This is a genomic window from Brevundimonas sp. LjRoot202, assembly GCF_964253355.1.
In the GTDB taxonomy this organism is placed as follows: Bacteria; Pseudomonadota; Alphaproteobacteria; order Caulobacterales; family Caulobacteraceae; genus Brevundimonas.
Genome location: NZ_CAXUQW020000003.1, coordinates 14,007 through 37,242 on the forward strand (window position 1 = coordinate 14,007; position 23,236 = coordinate 37,242).

30 protein-coding genes are annotated in these 23,236 nt (G+C 69.7%); 16 read left to right on the forward strand and 14 right to left on the reverse strand.

Translation table 11 applies throughout. The features are described 5' to 3' along the window. Window positions 1-31: 31 nt before the first annotated feature. From greA to ligD, 4 genes are all read left to right on the forward strand, one after another. Window positions 32-508, forward strand: a complete 477-nt coding sequence (gene greA, locus ACSQ1L_RS07905) for a transcription elongation factor GreA (protein ID WP_435993703.1) — start codon at window positions 32-34, stop codon at window positions 506-508. A gap of 114 nt (window positions 509-622) precedes the next feature. Beyond that, window positions 623-769: a hypothetical protein gene (locus tag ACSQ1L_RS07910; protein WP_435993705.1), complete on the forward strand. Its 147-nt coding sequence runs from the start codon at window positions 623-625 to the stop codon at window positions 767-769. Between the two features lie 91 nt (window positions 770-860). Then, window positions 861-1,379, forward strand: a complete 519-nt coding sequence (locus ACSQ1L_RS07915) for a hypothetical protein (protein ID WP_435993707.1) — start codon at window positions 861-863, stop codon at window positions 1,377-1,379. A gap of 51 nt (window positions 1,380-1,430) precedes the next feature. Further along, entirely contained in the window at window positions 1,431-4,028 is a 2,598-nt protein-coding gene (gene ligD / locus ACSQ1L_RS07920; RefSeq protein WP_435993709.1) for a DNA ligase D, read from the forward strand. Window positions 4,029-4,062: 34 nt separating this feature from the next. Here ligD and ACSQ1L_RS07925 read toward each other — a convergent pair whose 3' ends face one another. The 6 genes from ACSQ1L_RS07925 to ACSQ1L_RS07950 form a co-directional block, all read right to left on the reverse strand. Then, window positions 4,063-5,415, reverse strand: a complete 1,353-nt coding sequence (locus tag ACSQ1L_RS07925) for an amidohydrolase family protein (RefSeq protein WP_435993711.1) — start codon at window positions 5,413-5,415, stop codon at window positions 4,063-4,065. Beyond that, on the reverse strand, window positions 5,415-6,911 hold the full coding sequence (locus tag ACSQ1L_RS07930) for an amidohydrolase (RefSeq protein WP_435993713.1): 1,497 nt from the start codon (window positions 6,909-6,911) through the stop codon (window positions 5,415-5,417). The genes ACSQ1L_RS07925 and ACSQ1L_RS07930 overlap by 1 nt, the downstream gene beginning before the upstream one ends. Window positions 6,912-6,994: 83 nt before the next feature. Then, on the reverse strand, window positions 6,995-7,273 hold the full coding sequence (locus ACSQ1L_RS07935) for a DUF167 family protein (protein ID WP_435993715.1): 279 nt from the start codon (window positions 7,271-7,273) through the stop codon (window positions 6,995-6,997). A 5-nt stretch (window positions 7,274-7,278) separates the two neighbouring features. Continuing rightward, on the reverse strand, window positions 7,279-7,590 hold the full coding sequence (locus tag ACSQ1L_RS07940) for a hypothetical protein (protein ID WP_435993717.1): 312 nt from the start codon (window positions 7,588-7,590) through the stop codon (window positions 7,279-7,281). 11 nt (window positions 7,591-7,601) lie between these two features. Continuing rightward, window positions 7,602-8,531, reverse strand: a complete 930-nt coding sequence (locus tag ACSQ1L_RS07945) for an electron transfer flavoprotein subunit alpha/FixB family protein (RefSeq protein ID WP_435993719.1) — start codon at window positions 8,529-8,531, stop codon at window positions 7,602-7,604. After that, window positions 8,531-9,295 carry an electron transfer flavoprotein subunit beta/FixA family protein gene (locus ACSQ1L_RS07950; RefSeq protein WP_435993721.1) on the reverse strand — a complete coding sequence of 255 codons (765 nt, stop codon included), beginning with the start codon at window positions 9,293-9,295 and terminating at the stop codon, window positions 8,531-8,533. Before ACSQ1L_RS07950 ends, ACSQ1L_RS07945 begins: the two co-directional genes overlap by 1 nt. Before the next feature lie 124 nt (window positions 9,296-9,419). Here ACSQ1L_RS07950 and ACSQ1L_RS07955 point away from each other — a divergent pair, with 124 nt between their 5' ends. Further along, window positions 9,420-9,752 (forward strand): hypothetical protein, encoded by a 333-nt coding sequence (locus ACSQ1L_RS07955; RefSeq protein ID WP_435993723.1) that lies wholly within the window; start codon window positions 9,420-9,422, stop codon window positions 9,750-9,752. Between the two features lies 1 nt (window position 9,753). Here the strand turns inward: ACSQ1L_RS07955 and ACSQ1L_RS07960 are convergent, their stop codons facing one another. The 3 genes from ACSQ1L_RS07960 to ahcY are packed head-to-tail and all read right to left on the reverse strand — an operon-like array spanning window position 9,754 to window position 11,948. Then, window positions 9,754-10,326, reverse strand: a complete 573-nt coding sequence (locus ACSQ1L_RS07960; RefSeq protein ID WP_435993725.1) for a cob(I)yrinic acid a,c-diamide adenosyltransferase — start codon at window positions 10,324-10,326, stop codon at window positions 9,754-9,756. Between the two features lies 1 nt (window position 10,327). Further along, a complete protein-coding gene (locus ACSQ1L_RS07965; RefSeq protein WP_435993727.1) occupies window positions 10,328-10,531 on the reverse strand; it encodes a twin transmembrane helix small protein in 204 nt (67 codons plus the stop codon). Between the two features lie 25 nt (window positions 10,532-10,556). After that, entirely contained in the window at window positions 10,557-11,948 is a 1,392-nt protein-coding gene (ahcY, locus tag ACSQ1L_RS07970) for an adenosylhomocysteinase (RefSeq protein ID WP_435993729.1), read from the reverse strand. 164 nt (window positions 11,949-12,112) lie between these two features. On the opposite strand from ahcY, the gene ACSQ1L_RS07975 reads away from it, so the two are divergent. The 4 genes from ACSQ1L_RS07975 (at window position 12,113) to ACSQ1L_RS07990 (ending at window position 14,827) form a co-directional block, all read left to right on the forward strand. After that, entirely contained in the window at window positions 12,113-13,048 is a 936-nt protein-coding gene (locus tag ACSQ1L_RS07975) for an aspartyl protease family protein (RefSeq protein WP_435993731.1), read from the forward strand. Between the two features lie 39 nt (window positions 13,049-13,087). After that, on the forward strand, window positions 13,088-14,095 hold the full coding sequence (gene bioB, locus ACSQ1L_RS07980; protein ID WP_435993733.1) for a biotin synthase BioB: 1,008 nt from the start codon (window positions 13,088-13,090) through the stop codon (window positions 14,093-14,095). Window positions 14,096-14,129: 34 nt separating this feature from the next. Next, window positions 14,130-14,522: a Tat pathway signal protein gene (locus tag ACSQ1L_RS07985; RefSeq protein WP_435993735.1), complete on the forward strand. Its 393-nt coding sequence runs from the start codon at window positions 14,130-14,132 to the stop codon at window positions 14,520-14,522. Between the two features lie 89 nt (window positions 14,523-14,611). Next, window positions 14,612-14,827 (forward strand): hypothetical protein, encoded by a 216-nt coding sequence (locus tag ACSQ1L_RS07990; RefSeq protein ID WP_435993737.1) that lies wholly within the window; start codon window positions 14,612-14,614, stop codon window positions 14,825-14,827. Window positions 14,828-14,830: 3 nt separating this feature from the next. On the opposite strand, the gene ACSQ1L_RS07995 is transcribed toward ACSQ1L_RS07990, so the two are convergent. Beyond that, a complete protein-coding gene (locus tag ACSQ1L_RS07995; protein ID WP_435993739.1) occupies window positions 14,831-15,805 on the reverse strand; it encodes an ABC transporter ATP-binding protein in 975 nt (324 codons plus the stop codon). A gap of 160 nt (window positions 15,806-15,965) precedes the next feature. Here ACSQ1L_RS07995 and ACSQ1L_RS08000 point away from each other — a divergent pair, with 160 nt between their 5' ends. The 4 genes from ACSQ1L_RS08000 (at window position 15,966) to ACSQ1L_RS08015 (ending at window position 19,413) form a co-directional block, all read left to right on the forward strand. Next, on the forward strand, window positions 15,966-16,220 hold the full coding sequence (locus ACSQ1L_RS08000) for a hypothetical protein (RefSeq protein WP_435993741.1): 255 nt from the start codon (window positions 15,966-15,968) through the stop codon (window positions 16,218-16,220). 61 nt (window positions 16,221-16,281) lie between these two features. Next, complete coding sequence (locus tag ACSQ1L_RS08005) at window positions 16,282-16,521, forward strand: zinc-finger domain-containing protein (RefSeq protein WP_435993742.1); 240 nt, start codon at window positions 16,282-16,284, stop codon at window positions 16,519-16,521. A gap of 52 nt (window positions 16,522-16,573) precedes the next feature. Then, window positions 16,574-18,445, forward strand: a complete 1,872-nt coding sequence (cobT, locus tag ACSQ1L_RS08010) for a cobaltochelatase subunit CobT (protein ID WP_435993744.1) — start codon at window positions 16,574-16,576, stop codon at window positions 18,443-18,445. After that, window positions 18,442-19,413, forward strand: coding sequence for an esterase-like activity of phytase family protein (locus ACSQ1L_RS08015; protein WP_435993746.1), 972 nt, complete (start codon window positions 18,442-18,444; stop codon window positions 19,411-19,413). Before cobT ends, ACSQ1L_RS08015 begins: the two co-directional genes overlap by 4 nt. Here the strand turns inward: ACSQ1L_RS08015 and ACSQ1L_RS08020 are convergent. The 3 genes from ACSQ1L_RS08020 to ACSQ1L_RS08030 are packed head-to-tail and all read right to left on the reverse strand — an operon-like array spanning window position 19,397 to window position 21,126. After that, window positions 19,397-19,987 carry a demethoxyubiquinone hydroxylase family protein gene (locus ACSQ1L_RS08020; RefSeq protein WP_435993748.1) on the reverse strand — a complete coding sequence of 197 codons (591 nt, stop codon included), beginning with the start codon at window positions 19,985-19,987 and terminating at the stop codon, window positions 19,397-19,399. The two genes, ACSQ1L_RS08015 and ACSQ1L_RS08020, sit on opposite strands and share 17 nt — an antisense overlap. Then, entirely contained in the window at window positions 19,965-20,498 is a 534-nt protein-coding gene (locus tag ACSQ1L_RS08025; RefSeq protein WP_435993750.1) for a disulfide bond formation protein B, read from the reverse strand. Before ACSQ1L_RS08025 ends, ACSQ1L_RS08020 begins: the two co-directional genes overlap by 23 nt. 52 nt (window positions 20,499-20,550) lie before the next feature. Beyond that, complete coding sequence (locus ACSQ1L_RS08030) at window positions 20,551-21,126, reverse strand: YqaA family protein (RefSeq protein ID WP_435993752.1); 576 nt, start codon at window positions 21,124-21,126, stop codon at window positions 20,551-20,553. Window positions 21,127-21,262: 136 nt separating this feature from the next. Here ACSQ1L_RS08030 and ACSQ1L_RS08035 point away from each other — a divergent pair, with 136 nt between their 5' ends. Further along, on the forward strand, window positions 21,263-21,703 hold the full coding sequence (locus tag ACSQ1L_RS08035) for a VOC family protein (RefSeq protein ID WP_435993754.1): 441 nt from the start codon (window positions 21,263-21,265) through the stop codon (window positions 21,701-21,703). Between the two features lie 49 nt (window positions 21,704-21,752). Next, window positions 21,753-22,325, forward strand: coding sequence for a DUF6655 family protein (locus ACSQ1L_RS08040; RefSeq protein ID WP_435994242.1), 573 nt, complete (start codon window positions 21,753-21,755; stop codon window positions 22,323-22,325). Here ACSQ1L_RS08040 and ACSQ1L_RS08045 read toward each other — a convergent pair. Continuing rightward, window positions 22,322-22,702 (reverse strand): hypothetical protein, encoded by a 381-nt coding sequence (locus tag ACSQ1L_RS08045; protein WP_435993756.1) that lies wholly within the window; start codon window positions 22,700-22,702, stop codon window positions 22,322-22,324. The genes ACSQ1L_RS08040 and ACSQ1L_RS08045 overlap by 4 nt on opposite strands. A gap of 168 nt (window positions 22,703-22,870) precedes the next feature. Here ACSQ1L_RS08045 and ACSQ1L_RS08050 point away from each other — a divergent pair, with 168 nt between their 5' ends. Beyond that, window positions 22,871-23,182: a metalloregulator ArsR/SmtB family transcription factor gene (locus ACSQ1L_RS08050; protein WP_435993758.1), complete on the forward strand. Its 312-nt coding sequence runs from the start codon at window positions 22,871-22,873 to the stop codon at window positions 23,180-23,182. Window positions 23,183-23,236 lie beyond the last annotated feature (54 nt).

Sequence of the window (23,236 nt, forward strand, 5' to 3'; positions counted from 1 at the left end):
AACGCCCGCGACCGGCATACGCTTCCGCCCCATGAGCGTCGCCTTCACCCGCGAGGAAGATCTGGAGGCCACGGCCGCCGACCTTCCCGACCGCCCGATCTCGCCGCATCCGAACCTCGTCACCCCCGAGGGGCTGGCGGCGATCGAGGCCGCCCTGGCCGCCGCCCGCGCCGCCTACGGGGCCGCCCAGGCGCACGGCTCGATCGAGGCCGACCGCACCGCCATGGCCCGGGCCACCCGCGACCTGCGCTACTGGTCCGCCCGCCGCGCCACCGCCCAGCTGGTCGAGAGCCCGCCCGACGGCCGCGTCCGCTTCGGCGGCTCGGTGACCATCGAGCGTGAGGACGGCCGCACCCAGACCTGGCGCATCACCGGCGAGGACGAGGCCGACCCCGCCGCCGGCTCGGTCAGCCACGTCTCGCCGCTCGCGGTGGCCCTGATCGGCAAACGGGTCGGCGACGAAGCGACCGTGGCCGGACAGACCGTCGAGATCGTCGCTGTCGATTGAGCGGTTGTAGCCGGGGCCGGGGCGCCCCACCTTGTACGCATCCCGCGCCGCTCAACGGCGTTCTCCCGACGCCCCCGCGTCAGGCGCAGCCGCGCCGGAAAGGAAGCTACGCCGATGGCCCGTAAGCCCAACTACAGTTTCGAACGCATGGAGCGCGAGCGCGCCGACGCCAAGAAGGCCGCCGAAAAAGCCGCCGCCAAGGCCGAGAAGCGCGCCGCCGCGCGGGGCGAGAAGTCGGAAGACGAACCTCAGCCGGAATAGGGGCTTGGGCCGATCAGGCGGCGTCAGTTGACGAACCGGGTCCGGGCGGCGAGCGTCGCGGCCTGCATCGCGCCGATCGCCGGAGCCTGTCATGCTGGCAGCCGTCCTCGCCCTCGCCCTGTTCGTGACGCCGCCTCAACAGACCGCGGCGTGGGGCGACTATGAGTGGCGCAATGGCGTCGGCATGCTGTCGGAACATTATTTCCGGAACGGCGCGGGCTTTCCGTCGGGCTATGAACTCGTCAACGGCACACGCGCCGGCTCCTTCTACCACCTGATTTTCGGGACCCGGCTCGGCTCGGCCTATTTCTGGAACAACGGGACGGAGGCCGGCTCGTCCTACTTCTGGCGCAACGGCGTCGGGCCGGGCAGCCGCTACCACTGGCGCAACGGCCAGAACTGCCTGAGCGAGTACGGCTGGCGCGAAGGCGCAATCTGCGACGGCAGGGAAATCCTCACCTTCCAGACCCTGTGCGTCGCCCGGGCCCTCGACATTCCGCCCTGCCGCACCATCAACGCCCGGCTCGAAGACTGGCTGGAAGGCGCCTCCAGTTTCTCGACAGGCGACCCCGCCGCCGCCGTCGCCCGCATGCGCGAGGCCGTCGATTGAGCCAACCGGACGCGCGCGCGTTCACCTCCACGATAAGCGACGGAGGCCCGGGTGCGCGGCGAGCTGGAGACCTACAAGAAGAAGCGCAACTTCGGCGACACGCCGGAGCCGAAGGGCAGGAAGGGCAAGGCCCGCAAGGCCGGACTGAAGTATCTGATCCAGCGTCACGCCGCGACCCGGCTGCACTACGACTTCCGCATCGAACTGGACGGCGTGCTCAAGTCCTGGGCCGTCACCAAGGCCCCGTCGCGCGACCCCTCGGTCAAGCGGCTGGCGGTCGAGGTCGAGGACCATCCGCTCGACTACGGGGCCTTCGAGGGGATCATCCCGGCCGGCAACTACGGCGCCGGCACGGTGCAGATGTGGGATCGCGGGACCTGGGAGCCGCAGGAGGACGACCTCGACGCCGCCTTCGCCAGGGGCAACGTCAAGATGGTCCTGCACGGCGAACGCCTCCAGGGCAAATGGGCCCTGATCCGGCTGCGCTCCGATCGCGGCAAGCCCTCGAAGCGCAACAACTGGCTGCTGATCAAGGAGAAGGACCCGTTCGCCGTCCCCGGCGAGGGCGAGGCCAACATGGAGATCGACGCCTCCGTGGCCACCGGCCGCAGCCTCGCCGAAATCGCCGAAGGCAAGAAGCGCTGGCTGTCTCCCGCGAAGACGAACAAGGCCGCGCCGCCGAAGCCTGAGGCCCGCCCCGCCGTGACCAGCCACGCCGCCAAGCCCCACGCCTTCGTCCCCATCCAGCTGTGCAAGCTCACCGACTATCCGCCGCAGGGGACCGGCTGGGTGCACGAGATCAAGTTCGACGGCTACCGCCTGCAGGTCGCGGCGGGCGGCGGCCGGGCCACGGTGCGCACCCGCAAGGGCCTCGACTGGTCCGACAAATTCCCCGAGCTGGCCGCCGATGCCGCGCAATGGCCGGACGCCGTCGTCGATGGCGAGCTCTGCGCCCTCGCGGAAAACGACATGCCCGACTTCTCGGCCCTGCAGGCGGCCATCGCCGAAGGCAAAACCGGCGGCCTGGTCTATTTCGCCTTCGACCTGCTGTTCGAGGGCCCCGAGGACCTGCGCAAACTGCCCCTGTCGCACCGCAAGGCGCGGCTGCAGGCTTACGTCGACCGCATCCCCAAGGGCGCCCGCAAGCGCATCCGCTACGTCGACCACTTCGCCACCACGGGGCAGGCCATCCTCGAGAGCGCCTGCCGCATGGACCTCGAAGGCGTCATCTCCAAGAACCTCAACGCCGCGTATCAGGCCGGCCGCTCCACCACCTGGCTGAAATCCAAATGCCGCGGCGGCGACGAGGTGATCATCGGCGGCTGGACCTCGGAGGGCGACCGCTTCCGCTCCCTGATCGTCGGCGTCCACGACAAGGCGGGCCTGCGCCACCTCGGCCGCGTCGGCACCGGCTACAACCAGATCCTGCTCAAGACCCTGCTGCCCGCCCTGAAGGCCGCTGAGACGGACAAGAACCCCTTCGTCGGCAAGGATGCCCCGAAGAAATCGCGCGCCGGCGGCCTGACGATCCACTGGACGAGGCCGGTGCTGGTCGCCGAGGTCGAGCACGGCGGCTACACCGACACCGGCTCCCTGCGCCAGGCGGCCTTCAAGGGCCTGCGCGAGGACAAGCCGCCGTGCGAGGTGACCGAACGGCCCCACGCCCCCGCCGATCCCGCGAAGGAGCCGGGCCGGCACACCGCCGCCGCGCCACTGGCCATGCCGGGCCAGTCCCGCGCCGCCGGCAAGGGCAAAATGGTCGTCGCCGGCGTGTCCATTTCCAACCCGGACAAGGTGTTGTGGCCCGCCGCCGACGGAAAGCCGGCGATCACCAAGGCCGAACTGGTGCGCTATTATGAGATGGCCGCCGAACGCCTCCTGCCCCACGTCGCCGACCGCCCCGTCTCGATCATCCGCGCGCCCGAAGGCATCGGCGGCGAGCGCTTCTTCCAGCGCCACGCCATGCCCGGCTCCAACCCCCGCCTGAAGCTGATCGACGTCAGGGAGCGCAAGCCCTACGTCGGCGTCACCGACGCCGGGGGCCTGGTCGCCATCGGCCAGGCCGGTGGGCTCGAGCTGCACCCGTGGGGCTGCAAGCCCGACGATCCTGAGACGCCCGAGCAGATCACCTTCGACCTCGACCCCGACGAGGGTCTCGACTTCGCCGACGTCATCGCCGCCGCCAAACGGATGAAGTCGGAGCTCGAGGGCCTCGGCCTCAACCCCTTCGTCAAGACCACCGGCGGCAAGGGGCTGCACGTCGTCGTGCCCATCCTCGCCGACGGGCGCAGCCGAATCGACTGGGACCAGTGCAAGGCTTTCGCCAAGGAGGTGTCCGAGATCGTCCGCCGCGAACACCCCGACCGCTTCACCACCACCATCGCCAAGAAGGCGCGCGGCGGGAAGATCTTCCTCGACTATCTGCGCAACGGCCGCATGGCCACCGCCGTCGCCCCGTGGTCGCCCCGCGCCCGCCCCGGCGCCGGGCTCGCCTTCCCCCTGTCGTGGGGTCAGGTGAAGTCCGGCCTGGACCCGAAGGCCTACACCCTGCACGACGCCGCCGCCCTGCTGAAGAAGCCCGACCCATGGAAGGACTTCCGCGACGGCGCGGTGAACCTGAGGCCGGTGCTCGGGAAGATCGGGCTCTAGCGGCCCGCCCTTGTCCGACGCGGAGGCGTTGCGATCACCGGGTGTAGGCGGGCGGCATCGCGCCTTCGCCGCCGTCGGCGTAGCGGTCGCGGAGCAGGAACTGTCGGCTGGTCGGGGCCTGTTCGGCGCCGCCGATGAAGATGGTCTCGGCGAGGCTGAGCGGCTCCAGAGGGTCGCCGGACCAGATCACCACGTCGGCCGCGGCGCCGGGGCGCAGTTCGCCGAACTGGCCGGCCATGCCGAAGATGCGAGCCGGATTGACCGTGATCGCCTCGATCGCCGACTCATACGACAGGCCGTGCGAGACGGCGTTGCCGGCGTTGTAGCGGGTCTCCCGGGCGCGGTGGATCGAACCCTCGTTGCCCTTGATGGCGATCAGCACCCCGGCGGCGTCCAGCGCCGCCGCGTTCTGCATGCGCACCGCGCGGGTCTCGAAATTGCCCGGCAGGTTGGAGATCGGATTGAGCAGCACCGGCACGCCGGCGGCGGCGATCTGGTCGGCGACCAGCCAGCCCTCCTCGGCCCCGTCGAGGATGATCTTCACCCCCTCCTCGCGAGCCAGGCGCAGCACCTGCTGGATGTCGGCGGCGCGGCGCACCGTGACGATCAGCGGCATGTCGCCATTGGCGACCGGGATCAGGGCCTCGAGGTCGGCGCGCGACAGCGAGAGGTCGCGCAGGCCGGCGCGGTCATAGGCGGCCTTGTTGCGGGCGTAGAGGCGGACCTCGGCCAGGGTCTCCTTGAACTGGACGAACTCGGCCCCGCGCGCGCCGCCGGCGACGCCGGCCCCGGCCTCGCCGAACGGCGCGACCATGGCCACACGCGGCTTGACGAGAATGTCGCTCCCCTCGGCGAGGTGGATGATGGCGGCCTGGCCGGCGAACAGGCTGGGCGACTGATAGCCGCCGTCGCCGACGCCGGCGAAGTCGCTGTCGTCATGGGCGTGGCCGCCGCCGCCGCCGCCCGGATGATTGGGGACGACGATGGCCCGGGTGATGCCGCCGAGGCGGGCCACCGGCAGGGTGAAGGACCACGGATCGAGGCCGTAGGAGACATCGAACGAGGCGCTGATGGTGTTGGCGCCGTTACGCAGGTCGTCCGAGCCGCCGACGGAGGAAACCTCGGAGGCGCCGAGGCCCGAGTCGACCGCGACGAAGCCTGGAGCGACGACCTTGCCGGTGGCGTCGATGATGCGGGCGGTCGCCGGCGGCGCCATGACCCCGACCGAGACGACGCGGCCGTTCTGGATGACGACGGTGCCGTTCTCGATCACCGAGGTTCCGGTCAGCACCCGGCCGCCGGTGATGGCGGTCAGCTCCTGGGCGAAGGCGGGGGACGCGAGGACGGCGACCGAGGCCGCCGCGAGGATGAGGGTCCTGAGGCGCATCAGCGGGCTCCCTGCGTCACGTTGGCGGCGGAAACGCCGTAGCCGGGCTGGCCCAGCTCGAAGTCGGACACCGGCTGATAGGCCGGGTTGAAGCGGTCAAAGGCGAGGCCGCCGTCGATGAAGACCTGGTCGGCGCGGGCGTAGACGCTGAACGGATTGGCGCTCCAGATCACCACGTCGGCGCGCTTGCCGGCCTCGAGCGAGCCGGTCTGGTCGGCGATGCCGAGCGATCGGGCCGGGTTGAGGGTGATCCAGCTGATCGCCCGCTCTTCCGGGATGTCCATGCCGATGCGGCGGCCGGCGGCGAGCGCGGCGGCGGCTTCCTGGTTGAGGCGCTGGGTCAGTTCGGCGTCGTCGGAGTGGATGACGGCGCAGCTGCCGGGCTGGGCGTCGACGAGGGCGGCGTTGGCTTCGACCGCGTCGAGCGCCTCCATCTTGAAGCCCCACCAGCCGGTCCACATGTCGGCGCAGATGCCTTCGCGGGCCAGCAGGGGCGCGACCTTGTAGGCCTCGATGGCGTGGTGGAAGGCGGTGATCTTATAACCGAACTCCTTCGCCACATCGATCATCACGGCCATCTCGTCGGCGCGGTAGCAGTGGTTCTGGATCAGCACCGAGCCGTCGAGGACGCCGGCGAGGGTCTCCAGCTCGAGATTGCGGGTCGGGGGCGAACCCTCGCCGTCCTCGCGCCACTTATCCCATTTGGCCTTGTACTCGCGGGCGGCGATGAAGGCGGCGCGATAGCCTGCGACATTGCCCATGCCGGTGGCGGGCGAGCTGTTGCGGCTGCCATAGACCCTCGACGGGTTCTCGCCGCAGGCCATCTTCAGGCCATAGGGAGCGTTGGGCATCTTCATGCCCTGCATGGTCACCGAGGGGACGTTGCGGACGGTGACGCCGCGGCCGCCGAACAGATTGGCCGAGCCGGGCAGGATCTGGAGGGTGGTGACGCCGCCGGCGCGGGCGGCGTTGAAGCCGGGGTCCTGCGGCCACAGGGAATGTTCGGCCCAGACCTCGGCGGTGTTGGGCTGGGTCGCCTCGTTGCCGTCGCTCATGCCCTGCACGCCGGGCGAGGGATAGACGCCGAGGTGGCTGTGGGTGTCGATGACGCCCGGGGTGACGAAGCGGCCCTGGGCGTCGACGCGGCGATGCCCAGCCGGGATGGGGGTCGAAGCGTCGCCGACGGCGGCGAGGCGGCCGTCGGTGACGATGACCACGCCGTTGTCGATGCGCTGGCCGGCGCCGGTGAAGACGGTGCCGCCGACGATGGCCATGTTCTCGCGCGGCAGGCCGCGATAGGTCGAGGGGAAAGGGTCGGGGTTGGCGGCGTAGTCGAGGCCGCGGGCCAGCGGCTCGGACGCTTCGCTGTCGTCCGACGCACTGTCGTCAGAAGGGCTGTCGCCGCCGGTGGTGGCGCAGGCGGACAGGGCCATGGCGCCGGCGAGCACGCAGGCAAGGGCGGCGAGGCTGGGGCCCCGCAGGCGGTTGACGGTCATCGGACGCTCCCCTGATGCGCCGGCGGCGCAGAACGAGGGGGGATTACAAGAGGCTTGGCCGCGTCGCGACAAGGCCGGAAACATTACAAACCGGTAAGGCGGGCGCGCAGCGCGTCGTCGGCGAGGCCGGCCACGCTGATCATCTTGGTGCGCGACTGGCCGCCGCGAGCGAGAGCGACGGCGGATTTCGGCACGCCCAGGGTCTTGGCGAGCAGCTTGAGCAGGGCGGCGTTGGCTTCGCCCTCGACCGGCCGGGCGCGGACGCGGACCTTGAGGACGGGCCGGCCGTCGGCGTCCACGTCCCAGCCGTCGATGCGATCGGCGGACGCGCCGGGGGTGAGGCGAACGGGGAGGCTGGCCATGGACCCTATCCGTCGAGCGACGGCTTTCTCACCCATAGATGGCTTTGGGGTGTCCGCTCCTGAATCACCCCAGCCTCAATTCGGTAGACGGATTCGATCAGCAGGTTTCCGCCGCTGGCCCGTTCGATGACATCGGACAAATAGACGAACTCCTGATCCCGCCTCTCATCCTTCCCGTCGCGATCTCCATGAAAAGCGATGATCCGGAACCCCTCATCCAGCCGCTCAAAGGGCAGGAAAGTAACCGGTGACCGGTCGGCGACCTCCTGAGCGTCCCCGATCAGCCGCTGCAGCGTTACCTCGTCCTCGGACGTCATCCGAGGAGCCCCTACCCCAGCGCCTTCATCAGCTCCGGCACCGCCGTCTTGTAGTCGGCGACCCAGCCGAAGTCGGCGACCTGGAATATCGGGGCGTCGGCGTCCTTGTTGATGGCGACGATGATCTTGGAGTCCTTCATGCCGGCGAGGTGCTGGATGGCGCCCGAGATGCCGATGGCGATGTAGAGGGCCGGGGCGACGACCTTGCCGGTCTGGCCGACCTGGTAGTCGTTGGGGGCGTAGCCGGCGTCGACCGCGGCGCGGCTGGCGCCGACGGCGGCGCCGAGCCGGTCGGCCAGCGGGTCCATGACGGCGTGGAACTCTTCCGCCGAACCCATGGCCCGGCCGCCGGAGACGACGATCTTCGCCGCGCCGAGCTCGGGGCGGTCGGACTTGACCATCTCCTCGCTGACGAAGGCGGACTTGCCGGCGTCGGCGCCCGCGACGCTCTCGACCTTGGCCGAGCCGCCTTCGGCGGCGGCGGCGAAGCCGGTCGGGCGGACGGTGATGACCTTCTTCGCGTCCGAGGACTGGATCGTCTCCAGCGCGTTGCCGGCGTAGATCGGGCGGACGAAGGTATCGGCCGAGACGACCTCGACGATGTCGGAGATCGGGGCGACGTCGAGCTTCGCGGCGATGCGCGGCATGAAATTCTTGCCGTCCATGCTGGCCGGCGAGAGGATGGCGTCATAGCCGCCGGCCAGACCGACGACCGTGGCCTCGACGGCTTCGGCCAGCTGATGGCCGAGGGCGGCGGATTCGGCGAGCAGCACCTTGCGCACGCCGGCGATCTTCGCGGCGCTGTCGGCGGCTGCTTTCGCGCCTTGCCCGACGACGAGGATGTCGACGTCGCCGCCGATGGCCGCGGCGGCGGTCACCGTCTTGTGGGTGGTCTCACGGACCATGGAGCCGTCGTGATCGGCGATGACGAGAACGGCCATTACAGCACCCCCGCGGTCTTGAGTTTGGCGACCAGATCGGCCGCGTCGGTGACCTTGACGCCCGCGCCGCGCTTGGCCGGCTCGGCGACCTTGAGCACCTTGAGACGCGGGGCGACATCGACGCCGTAGTCGGCGACCGCCTTGACGGCGATCTCCTTCTTCTTGGCCTTCATAATGTTGGGCAGGGAGGCGTAGCGCGGCGTGTTGAGGCGCAGGTCGGCGGTGACCACCGCCGGCAGGGTGGCGGCGACGGTCTGCAGGCCGCCGTCGACCTCGCGGGTCACGGTGGCCTTGCCGCCGCCGATGACGACCTTCGAGGCGAAGGTGGCCTGGGGCCAGTCGAGCAGGGCGGCCAGCATCTGGCCGACGGCGTTGTTGTCGCCGTCGATCGACTGCTTGCCCATCAGGACGAGGTCGGGCTTCTCCTCGTCGACCACGGCCTTGAGCAGTTTGGCGACGGCGAGGGGCTCGAGGTCGGTGTCGGACTGGATCAGCAGGCCGCGGTCGGCGCCCATGGCCAGGGCGGTGCGGATGGTCTCTTGGGCTTGCGTCACGCCGATGGAGACGACCACGATCTCGTCGGCCGTGCCGGCGGCGTGGTGCTCCTTGCCTTCCTTCATGCGCACGGCTTCCTCGACGGCGATTTCGTCGAACGGATTCATGCTCATCTTGACGTTGGCCAGATCGACGCCGCTCTGGTCCGCCTTGACGCGGGCCTTGACGTTCGAGTCGATCACCCGTTTGACGGGGACGAGTACCTTCATTGCGCTGTCCATGAGATCGCCGGAATGTGCGGGCAGGGAATGGAACGCCTGCCACGGCCTGTCAACGTAACGCCGCGTCAACGGGCCCGCGGCCCGGTGTCCGGATCAAGAGCGGAAATCGACGATGCATCGCCTGCTGACCATGAAGCGACTGAGCCTGCTGTTCCTGGCGACCTTCGCGGTCCTGGTCGGCGGCGTGTTCGCCTACCAGGCCCTGGTGGTCGCACCGGGCGAGCGTTGTGAGGCCGGCGGGCGGTGGTGGGACCCCGGGAGCGGCATCTGCGCCCAGCCGATCTCGATCGCCGAGATCACCAAGCGGCCGATCGGGCAGAGCCGGGCCGAAGCCTCGGACGCCAAGAACCGCGAACTGCTGCAAATCGAAGACCGTCTGGCCGCCGCGAAGGCCGCGCGCAAGGCCGAGGTGGAGCGTCAGCGCGAGGCGCTGCTGGGCCAGTAGGTCAGCGGGTCGCGCCCGGGACCCATTTCACGTCATCGGAGCCATTGGCGTTGGCCCGGCGGGCGGCGACGAACAGGTGGTCCGACAGGCGGTTCAGATAGCGGATCGCCACGGGCGAAAGCTCGCGCCCCGCCTCGACGGCCCGGATGGCGTCGCGCTCGGCCCGGCGGCAGACGGTGCGGGCCAGATGAAGATGGGTCGAAAGCGGCGATCCGCCCGGAAGGATGAAGCTGTCGAGAGCCTTCTGGCAGTCGTTCATCCAGTCGATTTCCTGTTCCAGCCGCTCGACCTGGCTGTCGAGGATGCGCAGGGCCTCCCATTTGGGCTCGGGCTCCCGCGGCGTGGCCAGATCGGCCCCGAGGTCGAATAGCTCGTTCTGGATTCGGGCCAGCATGGCGTCGATGCGGTCGTTCTGGCCGGCGTGCAGACGCGCCACGCCGATAACGGCGTTCAGCTCGTCGACCGTGCCATAGGCCTCGACGCGAGGGTCGGTCTTGGAGACCGGGGCGCCGGAGGCCAGGCGCGTCTCGCCGCCGTCGCCGGCCTTCGTATAGATGCGGTTGAGGACAACCATGTCAGGCCCCGTGAGTAGACTTCCACCACATGCCGACCACCAGCAGAACGACGGCCAGCGCCTGCAGCGCGACCCGCAGCCGCATCAGCTTGTTGGAGCGCGAGCGCGCCTCCGGCCCGGTCTGGTAGAGCGAGCGGATGCCCAGGGCGAGGGTGACGGCCACGGCGAGGATGGCCAGCAGGATAAGGACGTCCAGTACGGTCATGCCGCCACCCTATAGGCCGGGATGGTCAGTAGCGGTAGTGATCCGGCTTGAACGGGCCCTGGACCGGCACGGAGATGTAGTCCGCCTGCTCCGGCTTCAGCGTCGTCAGCTTCGCGCCCAGCTTGCCGAGGTGCAGCATGGCGACCTTCTCGTCGAGGTGCTTGGGCAGGACGTAGACCTGGTTCTGGTAGGACGCCTTGTTGGTCCACAGTTCGATCTGGGCCAGCGTCTGGTTGGTGAAGCTGGCGCTCATCACGAACGACGGGTGGCCGGTGGCGTTGCCCAGGTTCACCAGTCGGCCCTCGGACAGCAGGATGATCTTCTTGCCGTCCGGGAATTCGATGTGGTGGACCTGCGGCTTGATCTCGTCCCACTTGAAGTTCTTCAGGCCGGCGACCTGAATCTCGCTGTCGAAGTGGCCGATGTTGCAGACGATGGCGTTGTTCTTCATCGCCCGCATGTGCTCGACGGTGATGACGTCCTTGTTGCCGGTGGCGGTGACGAAGATGTCGGCCTCGCCGGCCGCGTCCTCGAGGGTGACGACTTCATAGCCTTCCATCGCCGCCTGCAGGGCGCAGATCGGATCGACTTCGGTGACCTTCACCCGGGCGCCGCCCTGGCGCAGCGAGGCGGCCGAGCCCTTGCCCACGTCGCCGTAGCCGCAGACCACTGCCACCTTGCCCGACAGCATGACGTCGGTGCCGCGGCGGATGGCGTCGACCAGCGATTCCCGGCAGCCGTACAGGTTGTCGAACTTCGACTTGGTGACGCTGTCGTTGACGTTGATGGCGGGGAACGGCAGCTCGCCGCGCTCGGCCATCTGGTACAGGCGGTGGACGCCGGTGGTGGTCTCTTCCGACACGCCGCCGATGGCGTCGCGGATGGCCGAATAGAAGCCCGGCTTCTCCTTGATGTAGCGCTTCATCACCGCATAGAGGGCTTCTTCCTCCTCGTTCTGCGGGTTCGACAGGACCGAGATGTCCTTCTCGGCCTTGGGACCCAGCACGCAGAGCAGGGTGGCGTCGCCGCCGTCGTCGAGGATCAGGTTCGGATAGCCGCCGTCGGCCCATTCGAAGATCTTGTGGGCGTACTCCCAGTACTCGACCAGGGTCTCGCCCTTGGTGGCGAACACCGGCGTGCCGCTGGCGGCGATGGCGGCGGCGGCGTGGTCCTGGGTCGAGAAGATGTTGCAGGACGCCCAGCGCACCTCGGCGCCCAGCGTTTCCAGCGTCTGGATCAGCACCGCGGTCTGGATGGTCATGTGCAGGCTGCCGGCGATGCGGGCGCCCTTCAGCGGCTTGTCCTTGCCGAACTCCGACCGCAGCGCCATCAGCCCCGGCATCTCGGTTTCGGCGATGGCGATTTCCTTGTTGCCATAGGCGGCAAGCGAGATGTCGCGGACGATGTAGTCGGTCATGAAAGCCTCTGGAGCGTCGCTGGTTTTGCGCCGCCTATAGCCCGCCCCCCGCCGAGGGGCAATGAACATATAAGGATATCCTTATATGAAGCTTCCGACAGAATCCTGGGCCCGGGTCGCGGGAAGCCAAATTCCGTGCAAGCATGCGCGCCGGGAGGAGCGTGATGACGGCAGACGGACTCAGCCGCCGCGTCATGGGCGGCGCATTGCTGGCGGCGCTCGCGGCGCCGGGCGCGGCCTTGACCCAGGAAGCCCAGGTCGACGAATTCCGCGCCGACCAGACGACCGACCGGGTACGGCGCTCGACAGTGCCAGTCTTCATCAACGATCAGGGGCCGTTCCGCTTTGCGGTCGACACGGCGGCCAGCGCCTCGGTGGTCGCCAGCGATCTGGCCGATCGCCTGAACATCACGCCGGCCGGCGAACTGGACATGCACACAGTGATCGGCCTCGAGCGCGTCCCCGCCGTACGTGCGCGCACGCTGTCGAGCGGAGCCCTGTCGGTCGGAGGGGCCCGGATGGCGGTCGGTTCGCGCGCCGGCCTGATCGGACTGGACGGCCTGCTCGGGCTCGACCTGCTCGCCGAGCAGCGCCTGGTCATGCGGTTCCGCGGCCAGGGTCGATCATCCATCCATCGCTCCCGACCCGATCACGACCAGTTCCTCGGAGTGGTGCGGCCGCGGGTGCGCTTCCATCCTCCCGAGGGCGGCGGCGTCGACCTGATGGTCCTGGACGCCCTCGTTCGGGGCCAGGCGGTCCAGGCGATCGTCGACACGGGCGCCCAGGTCACCCTGATCAATCCGGCCCTGGCGCAGGCCGCCGGCGCCCGTCCGTTCCAGAGCCGGGCGGCCTCAACCGGGAACATGCTGGTCCAGTCGCCGACAGGGCGGGCCGCGCTGGCGCAGGCGATGGTGGTCTCGGCCGTCCATTTCGACGAACTGGTGCTGGATCAGCTGGCGGTGCTTATGGGCGATTTCCACATCTTCCGCCTGCTCGGATTGCGGGACACGCCGGCCATGCTGATGGGCGTCGACGTGCTGGGCGTCTTCGAACGGGTGGTCATCGACCTGAAGCGCGGCGAGATCATCATGGAGGTCTGAGGGGTTGCCGGTCCGGGCGGCCTGCGTCAGGAAGCGGACATGACAGCTGACCTCTCGATCCCTCGCCACAACTGGACCCTCGACGAGGTCGAGGCGCTGTTCGCCCGACCGTTCATGGAGCTGGTGTTCGAGGCGGCGACAGTGCACCGGCGCTGGTTCGACCCGTCCGAGGTGCAGAAGAGCCAGTTGCTGTCGATCAAGACCGGCGGCTGCGCCGAGAACTGCGGCTACTGCTCACAGTCGGCCAGTTTCCAGACGGGGCTGAAGGCCGAGAAGCTGATGGACGCCCAGGCGGTTCTGGCCGAGGCCATGGCCGCGAAGGCCGGCGGGGCCAGCCGCTTCTGCATGGGCGCCGCGTGGCGCGAGCTGAAGGACCGCGACACGCCGAAGCTGGCGACAATGATCGCGGGGGTGAAGGCGCTCGGGCTGGAGACTTGCGCCACCCTGGGCATGCTGACCGCCGATCAGGCGCGACAGCTGAAGGCGGCGGGGCTGGACTACTACAACCACAATCTCGATACGGGACCGGACTACTACGCCGAGGTGGTGACGACGCGGACATATCAGGACCGGCTGGATACGCTGGCCCATGTGCGGGAGGCCGGGATGAGCACCTGCTGCGGCGGCATCGTCGGCATGGGCGAGGCGCGGCGCGACCGGGCCGGCCTGTTGCATGCGCTGGCCACCCTGCCGGCGCATCCCGACAGCCTGCCGGTCAATGCGCTGGTCCCGGTGACGGGCACGCCGCTGGGCGACCGGGTCAGGCGGGAGGGCGAGATCGATCCGATCGAATTCGTGCGCACCGTCGCCGTGGCGCGGCTGGTCTGCCCGAAGGCCATGGTGCGCCTGTCGGCCGGGCGCGAGACGATGAGCGCGGAGATGCAGGCCCTGTGCTTCCTGGCCGGCGCCAACTCCATCTTCGTCGGCGGCAAGCTGCTGACCACGCCCAACCCGGAACAGGACGAGGACGCGGCGCTGTTCGATCTGCTCGACCTCAAGCCGATGGAGGCAAGAGCGAGCGACGGGGCGGTCGGGGCGGCGGCGTAACCGGCCCTTAAGCGCCGCGTGCCAAGGTCGCGGCATGGATCGTCGCGCCCTTCTCGGCCTCGCCGCCGTCGCCGCCTCAGCCGCCGCGCCCGCACGGGCGTCCAGCGACAAGGCCGCGCCGCAGCCCAGCTACCTTCGCCTGCCGACCGTCACCGCCAACGTCCGGCGCCATGGCGGCGGGCGCGGGACGATGACGGTCGAGACCGGTCTCGACACCCCGGACGCCGCCTTGCGCGCCCGCGTCGCCCAGTCGCAGCCGCGCCTGCGGGCCGCCTACGCCGCCGTGGTCCAGCAGGCGGCCAACGCCCTGCTGCCGGGGGCGCCGCCTGACGTGGAGCGGCTGGTGGCGCAGCTTCAGGCGGCGACCGACCGGACGGTGGGCCGCGCGGGTGCGCGGTTGCTGATCGGGACGGTGATGGTGGTCTAGGGAACTTCCTGACTTCTATAAACTGTCGGGAAGCCGTCACAGGAACGAGTCCCCGGCCCGGTAGTTCATTGCCCCCGAGCGAGGGACCGATGGACTGCTACTACGGCATCGTCAGCACGAATGAAGAGCCCGTCGCCGATCTGTGCGTTCTGGACGCGCGGGACGACGGGACGGCGCTGGCCCGGGCACGGGCCGTGGCCGAACAGGTCGCCGGCTGGGAGCGGATCAGCGTCTACGCGGGCGAGCGGGCGGTCGGCGTTGTCTCGCGGGTGGCGGAGGCGGCGGAGCTGCCGCTGGCGGCGTAACCTTCAATCCTTCGTCGGATCGGCCTGCCCCGCGTCGCCGTAGGTCAGGGCCAGGAAGACGTCTTCCAGATCCGGGTCCTCGGTCGAGATGTCGGCGATGGTGACGCCCGCCGCGCGCACGGCGGCCAGCACCTGCTCCACCGACGACTGGCCCTTGCGGTAGGTGACGGCGAAGGCGCCGCCCGGGCGGGCGACGGCCTCGAAGCCCTTGAGGACCGGCAGGCCGTTCAGTTCACCCTCGGGGGTCACGATCACATTCCGGGTGTCGAGGCGGCGCAGCAGCTGGGGCGTCGGCTCGCAGGCCACCACCTGGCCCCGGTTCATGATGGCGATGGTGTCGCAGAGCTCCTGCGCCTCCTCGAGGTAGTGGGTGGTCAGCAGGATGGTGACGCCCTCGGCGTTGATGCGGCGGACGTACTCCCAGAGCTGACGACGCAGCTCGACGTCGACGCCGGCGGTGGGCTCGTCGAGGATCAGGATCGGGGGATTGTGCACCAGCGCCTTGGCCACCATCAGCCGGCGTTTCATGCCGCCGGACAGGGCGCGGACGTAGGCGTGGGCCTTGTCCGACAGGCCGAGGGCGGCGAGCAGTTCGTCGGAACGGCGCTCGTGGGCCGGCACGCCGTAGAAGCCGGCCTGGACCTCGAGCGCCTCGCGCGGGGTGAAGAAGACGTCGGCGACGATCTCCTGCGGCACCACGCCGAGGGCGGCGCGGGCGTCGCGGGGCTGTCTGTCGATGTCGCGGCCCCAGATCGCGGCGGTGCCCCCGGTCTTGTTGACCACCCCGGCGAGGATGTTGATCAGGGTCGACTTGCCGGCGCCGTTGGGACCCAGCAGGCCGAACATCGAACCGCGCGGAATGACCAGGTCGACGCCGCGCAGCGCCGTCTTGGGCGGGGCCTTCTTCGACCCGGCGTAGGTCTTCTCGAGCCCGCGAACCTCGATGGCGTTGGCGGGGAGCGGGTCGTGAGCGGTCATCGGAGGCTTTCAGGCGGAACGGTCCGCCTAGGTAGGCGCGCGATCCCGTCCGGCCAAGCCCCGCCCGCCGGGCGGCGCTGTGTCAATGTTCCTTGACATGATGACAGGTAACGTCCAGTTTCCTTGTCATTATGAACAGTTTGCTTGACAGAGAGCCCTGATGCCCCGCGCCCGACTGATCGGCTGGACCGCCTTCGGCTTCTGCCTTCTCGGCTATGGCGCCTTCACGGCGATCTTCGTCCTGAACCGGATGGGCCAGGTCGATACGCGAGATCTGCTGATCTACGGCGGAACGGCGGCGGTGATCGGCGAGATCGGCCTGTGGGTCGCCGCCGGCTGCCTCGGCTGGACCCTGTTCAAGCGGCGCAAGGCCCTGTTCGACCGGATCTTCGGGCGCAAGTCGCGCGAGGTTTGACGCCCGGCGCCTCTCCGCCTAGGGAGTCGCCGACGCGCCCTCCCCGTTCCAAAGGTCGATCATGCCGCCCCGCCATCCCGATGCGATCATCCCGCCGCCGGAAGAAATCGTGGTTTCGACCAAGCGCGTGGCCTGCGACGGCGGCGGCGGAGCCCTCGGCCATCCCCTCGTCTATATGGATATGGGCGAGGACGACTTCGTCGAATGCGCCTACTGCGATCGCCGCTTCGCCCTGTCGGCCCATCCCAGGCCCGAGAGCGAATATTTCAGCCCCGCCGCGCGGCCGCCCGAAGCGCACTGAACCGGGCGCCGCCCCGCTTTCCAGCGGGCGGCGGAAAGGCTAACCGGACGCCATGGCCTCCGCAGAGACCCCCGCCGAAATCTTCAAGCGCGCGCTGGCCCACGCCGCGCGCGCTTTGGCGGAACAATCGGAGCTGGAGGTGCTGTTCGGCTCGGACGGACCCCGGCTGACCGACGGCGTCCTGACCCTGCCGCATCCGCCGCGCGATCCGGCCGGGCCCGAGAGCGCCACCCTGCGCGGGCAGGCCGACCGGCTGGCCCTGCGGCTGGCCAATCACGACGAGACCCTTCACGCCCGGCTGCGGCCGGTGGATACGCAAGCCGCCGATGTGTTCGAGGCCGTCGAGCAGGCGCGGGTCGAGGCGGTCGGATCGCAGTCGCTGGCCGGGGTGCGGGCCAATATGAACGCGGCCCTGCTGACCCGGCTGGAGAAGACCGGCGCGCTTCGGGTCACCGAGGCGGACCGGGTCCCGGCGGCCGAGGCGGTCGCCCTGCTGGTGCGCGAGCGGCTGACAGGGCAGCGCGCGCCGGACGGCGCCGGGACCCTGCTCGATCTGGTCCGGAACGACCTGGAGTCTAAGGCCGGAGCGAAAATCGACGCTCTCATCGAAGTGGCCGATGACCAGAACGCTTTCGCGGTGCGGCTCAAGGAGGTGCTGCGGGCGCTGGACCTCGACCCGGGCGATGGCCGCGGCGACGACGCCTCCGACGACCAGGGGGATGACCAGCCGGAGCCACAGGAGTCCGAGGCCGCCGACGATCAGGACGAGGAGGAGGACGCCGCCGGCGGCGAGGGCCAGTCGATGGACGGCTCGACCGACGACCAGACGTCGGGCGACGAGCGCGACGCCCGTCCCGATGGCGCGCCCGCCGACGCGGACGGCGACGCCTCGGACGAGGGTCCGGAGATCAACGAAGGCGCCCTGCCCAATCGGCAGGAGATCGGCGACGACGGCCGGGCCATCGACGCCTACCGCGTCTTTACCACGGCCCACGACGAGATCATCGACGCCGTCGACCTGTGTGACCCGAACGAGCTGGAGCGGCTGAGGTCGTTGCTGGACCAGCAGCTGACGGCGCTGTCGTCGGTGGTGGCGCGGCTGGCCAACAAGCTGCAGCGGCGGCTGATGGCGCAGCAGAACCGCAGCTGGGCCTTCGACCTCGAGGAGGGGGTGCTGGACACCGCCCGGCTGACCCGGATCATCACCGACCCGACCTCGCCGCTGAGCTTCAAGGCTGAAAGCGACAGCCCGTTCCGCGACACCGTGGTGACCCTGCTGCTGGACAATTCCGGCTCGATGCGCGGCCGGCCGATCATGGTCGCGGCGGTGTGCGCCGACATCCTGGCGCGGACGCTGGAGCGATGCGGGGTCAAGGTCGAGATCCTCGGCTTCACCACCCGGGCGTGGAAGGGCGGACAGGCGCGTGAGGCGTGGATCAGCGCCGGCAAGCCGGGCAACCCCGGGCGGCTGAACGACCTCAGGCACATCATCTACAAGTCGGCCGACGCGCCGTGGCGGCGGGCCAAGAAGAACCTCGGCCTGATGATGCGCGAGGGGCTGCTGAAGGAGAACATCGACGGCGAGGCCCTGACCTGGGCCCACGAGCGCCTGCTGGCCCGGCCCGAGGCGCGGCAGATCCTGATGGTCATCTCGGACGGCTCGCCGGTCGACGACTCGACCCAGTCGGCCAACGCCGCCCTGTATCTGGACAAGCACCTGCGGCAGGTCATCGCCGAAATCGAGACCCGCTCGCCGGTCGAGCTGATCGCCATCGGCATCGGCCACGACGTGACCCGCTGGTACCGCCGGGCGGTGACCATCGTCGACGTCGAGCAGCTGGGCGGGGTGATGATCGAAAAGCTGGCGGAACTGTTCGACAGCGAGCCCAAGGCGGCGCCGAAGCGGCGGCGGAGAGCGGCGTGAGATTTTCGGCTCTGGCGGCGGTCGCGGCGGCGTTGGCGCTGTCCGCCTGCGCCACATCCGTTCCGGCGCCCGTCTGGACCGGCGGCCATGCAGGATGGACGGCCGCCGAAGCCGAGGTGCGGCCGATCGGCCTGGGCATTCCGGGCGGCGCGGCCCTGGCCAATGGGGTGCGGTTCGCGGGCGGGGTCGAACTGGTGCTGGATCCGGGTTCGCCGCTGCACAGCCTGTCTGACCTGAAACTGGTCGACGACGGCGACTTCGTCTCTGTGAGCGACGCCGGCGATCTGGTGCGCGGAAGATTGCGCCTCGACGCCGCCGGCCGGCTCGCGGGCGTGGACTCGCTACGCTGGCGGCGGCTGACCCTGCCGGACGGATCGCCCATCGCCGACAAGGCGGACGGCGACGCCGAGGGTCTGTTTCTGGGGCCGGACGGTCTCGCGGTGGCCTTCGAGCGCCGCCATCGCCTGTGGGCCTACGGACCGCTGGAGGCGCCAACCCGTCCGACGCCGCTGGCGTCGCCGGACATCGCCTTCCCGCTGAACGACGGGATGGAGGGCGTCTCCGCCGCGCCCGGCGGCTGGCGGGTCGCGGGCGAGTCCGGCGGAGTCTGGGACTGCGCGGCGCGCGGCTGCCGGGTCGTGACGGCGCCGCCGACCGAGCCGACCCCCGACAGCGACTACCGCATCACCGGCATGGACCGCGATCCGGGCGGCGACGGCTTCTGGGTGGTCGAGCGGCGCTTCCGCCCGCCGGTCGACGTGCGGGGGCGTATCCGGCGGATGGCGGCGGACGGGTCGCTGGGCCCGGTGCTGGTCGAACTGAGCCTGCCCTCGACGGTCGATAATTTCGAGGGGATCGCGGCCGTGGGACGTGGCGACGGGGTGCGGCTCTACATCCTGTCGGACGACAACAACAATCCACACCAGCGCACCCTGCTGCTGGCGTTCGACGTCACACCCGCTCGCTGATCTTGATGGCGGCGCGGCAGCCGGCCTTGATCACCGCGCTCAGCAGGCCGTAGCCGGGGGCGTCGCGGCTGCCACGCTCGACGGCGTGGTCGTGATGGGCCAGCTCCTCGTCGCGGAATTTGGTCAGTTCGGCGGCAAGGGCCGGGTCGCGGTCCTGCAGTTCGGCGATCTGGTCGGCGTAGTGTTCCTCGATCACGCTCTCAACCGCCTCGGTGCAGGCGTGGGCGGCCTTCTCGCCGAGCAGGGCGGTGCCGGCCCCGAGGCCGAGGGCGGCCAGTCGCCACACCGGGGTCATGACCGTGGGCCGCACGCGCTCAGCATTCAGAAGGGCGTCGAAGCGGGCGAGGTGCACCGCCTCCTGCTCCCGCATTTCACCCATGTCCGAGGCGATGGCCTCCTTGCCGGCGCGGCCCTCGAAGACGGCCTTCTGGGCCCGGTAGATGTGGACCGCCGCATACTCCCCGGCGTGATCGACACGCAGGATCTCGGCCCGGCGGCGGCGGCTCGCGCCCCGGCCCGGACGCGGCAGGGGCGTGGGCCGGGCGGCGGACTCAGGGGCGGGGGGCACGGGCATCCTTGGGCCTCTTGGCGGCGAACAGGCTGAACACCGCAAGCGCGGCCGAGATCAGCACGTTCCATCCTGCCATGGACAGGCCGAGGAAGCGCCACGTCACCGCGTCGCAGAAGACCGGGGCCTGGACCGGAGCGGTGCCCAAAGCCAGGGCCGCGAGGCTCTCCAGACTGACGTCTCCGCCACCGGCACAGGCGGCCGGAAGCTCCCACCAGCCGTTCTCCCCACCCATGTGGAACAGGGCCGTGACCGCGCCCGTGGTGAACACCACGGCCAGCAGGAAGGCGGCGATGCGCGGCGTGCCGCGACTGCCGCGGCTGACCAGATGCCAGAGGGTGGCGGTCAGGGCGATGACCACGGCGCCCCAGTAGACCTCGCGCTGCTTGAGGCAGAGGTTGCAGGGCGCGAGGCCGCCGAAACGCTCGAATGCATGCGCCGCTCCGAGCAACGCCAGCGAGGCGGCCAGGGCGAAGGCGGTCCACCACCGCGTCAGGAGTCGGTACAGGCCTCTCATCGGACGCCGTTCATAGCCGGACGCGAGCGCGCCGTCGATGCGGCTCGCCCCGTCAGAGAAGCTTAACCGCCACGATCGCGCCGACCAGCACCACGATGCCGATGATGCTCCACATCGCCAGCCGTTTCTCAACCTGCGCCAGCATGGCCGGTCCCCAGCGCCGCAGCACCCAGGCCTCGGCGAAGAAGCGCGCCCCGCGCGTGACCACCGAGGCGGCGACGAAGACCGGGAAGCTGAAGGCCGCCAGGCCGGAAGCGATGGTCACCAGCTTGTACGGCACGGGGGTCAGGCCCTTGATCAGGATCACCGCCAGGCCCCACTGGTCGAACCAGTGCTGGAATTCGGCCAGTCCGTCGGAATGGCCGAGCAGGTTCATCAGCCACAGCCCGAGGTCGGTCAGATAGTAGCCGATGGCGTAACCGAGGATGCCGCCCAGCACGGAGGCGGCGGTGCAGACGCCGGCGTAGAAATAGGCCTTCTCGGGCCGCGCCAGGATCATCGGCGCCAGCATCACGTCCGGCGGGATCGGGAAGAAGGAGCTCTCGGCGAAGGAGATGACGGCGAGCGCCGGCGTGGCGTGCCGGCTGCGGGCCAGCGAGAAGACCCAGTCGTAAAGCTTGCGAAACATGCGATCCCCGGCGGCGGCGCGATGCTGCGCTCTAGCAGGCGGCGAACCGCCGCGCACCTGCCGAAACAGGCCGTGAGTCGCCGTCGCGGCCATCGGCCGCTATAGAGGCGGCCTCCCGCCTCCAAACTGATCGACCATGCGCTATCTGCACACCATGGTCCGCGTGACGGACCTCGACGCCTCGCTGCGTTTCTATTGCGGCCTGCTGGGTCTCGAGGAGATGCGGCGCATGGACAACGAGACCGGGCGCTACACCCTGGTCTTCCTGGCCGCCCCGGCCGACCGGGCCCGCTCGGAGCGAGAGCGCTCGCCCGAGGTCGAACTGACTTTCAACTGGGATCCGGAGGCCTACGACGGCGGCCGGAATTTCGGCCATCTGGCCTACAGGGTCGATGACATCTACGCCGCCTGCCGCCGGTTGATGGACGGCGGCGTGGTCATCAACCGGCCACCGCGGGACGGCAACATGGCCTTCGTCCGGTCGCCGGACGGCATTTCGATCGAACTGTTGCAGGAGGGCGCGCCGCTGCCGCCCGCCGAACCCTGGGCGTCCATGCCCAACACCGGGAGCTGGTAAGCTGAGAACCCTGACCCTCGCGACGCCGGCGCTCCTGAGCCTTCTGGTTCTGGGCGCCTGCGCCTCGACCACCGAAACCCATCCCTCGCGCACCGCCACCGAACAGCTGCTGGTGGCGCGCGCCGCCGACCGCGCCGTCGAGGGCCTGATCCTGCCGGTTCCGAGGGGAACGCGGGTCTATGTCGACGACGCCTATTTCCGCGCCGAGAACGCCCCCTACGCCGTCAGCGCCATCCGCGGAGCCCTGTCCGAGGCGGGCTACGCCCTGGCCTCGTCGAAACAGGAGGCCGACGCCGTGCTGGAACTGCGCGCCGGGGCCCTGTCGCTGGAGCAGATGCGCCGGGTGTTCGGCATTCCCGAGATGCGCATCCCGATCAACGACAGCTTCAACGTCGTCTCCATGCCCGAGCTGTCGGTCTACAGCCGCCGCGACCGGATCGGCGTGGCCGAGTTCTCGGGCTTCCTCTACGAGCCGAAGACCGGGGCACCGCTGGGCGCCGTCATGCCGATGACCGGCGAGTACCGCCTCCGCAGCCACAAGCTGCTGATGATCGTGGCCTGGGGCCAGCAGAGCATCGAACCCGGCCAGCGCGACCCGGGCGACAGCTGGCGGGAGTTCTAGGCGGCGGCTTTGCGGCCGTAAGCAACCCGGTGGAGCGTCCATCCGGCGGCCGCGCCCGGAAGCAGCAGGAAGGCCGCCGACGGCAGACCGCCGAACAGGCCGGCGACGAACGCCGCCAGAGCCGCCCCCGACGCGACGGCCACACCCGGCGACATCCAGCCAAGTTTGTCGAGCCCCGCCCAGGCCGGAAGCCCGATGAAGAGCAGGCCGATGAAGAAGCCGATAGCCGCGACCAGCCAGGTGATCACGAACACCACGGCTCCGAACCAGAGCACTGTTCCAAGTGAGGCGCCGGCCCCGGTCAGACCGCCCGTCGTCAGCATGAACTGGAGTGAGCAGCCCGTCGCGCCGGTGGCCGCCGCCGCGAGAAGAACCATCGGGGCATTATCGAGGGGCCGCGGGCCCCGCCGGCCTATCTCTCGATTCTGCGGCGGGTTCGGGCCGGCAACTTCGCACATCGCAAACCTCTTCAGTATTTAAGCCATAACTTAATCACTGAAATGATGGGCTGGCAAGTGGTTCGCAAATCGCTTAAATGTCGCGGCATGCAACGCGTCTTCGAAGCCCTGTCCTCCACCGTCCGGCGCAGGATCCTCGCCTACCTCGCCCATGCCGACATGACGGCGGGCGAGATCGCGGCGCGGTTCGAAATCTCCAAGCCGGCGGTGTCTCAGCATCTGACCGTGCTGGAGAACGCGGGCCTCGTGACCAGCGAGAAGAAGGGCCAGTACGTGCACTACAGCCTGGTGCCCGACCATCTGGCCAATACGCTGAACGCCTATGCTCAGGAGGTCTGTCCGGTGTCGAAGCCGCTGAAGGCCGAAAGCGCGAAGATCGCGGCCAAACGGAAATCCTGACGGCGCCGTAACTTGCGCCTCGCCTCCCGAGCGGTGAAGGTCCCGCCCTCAGTT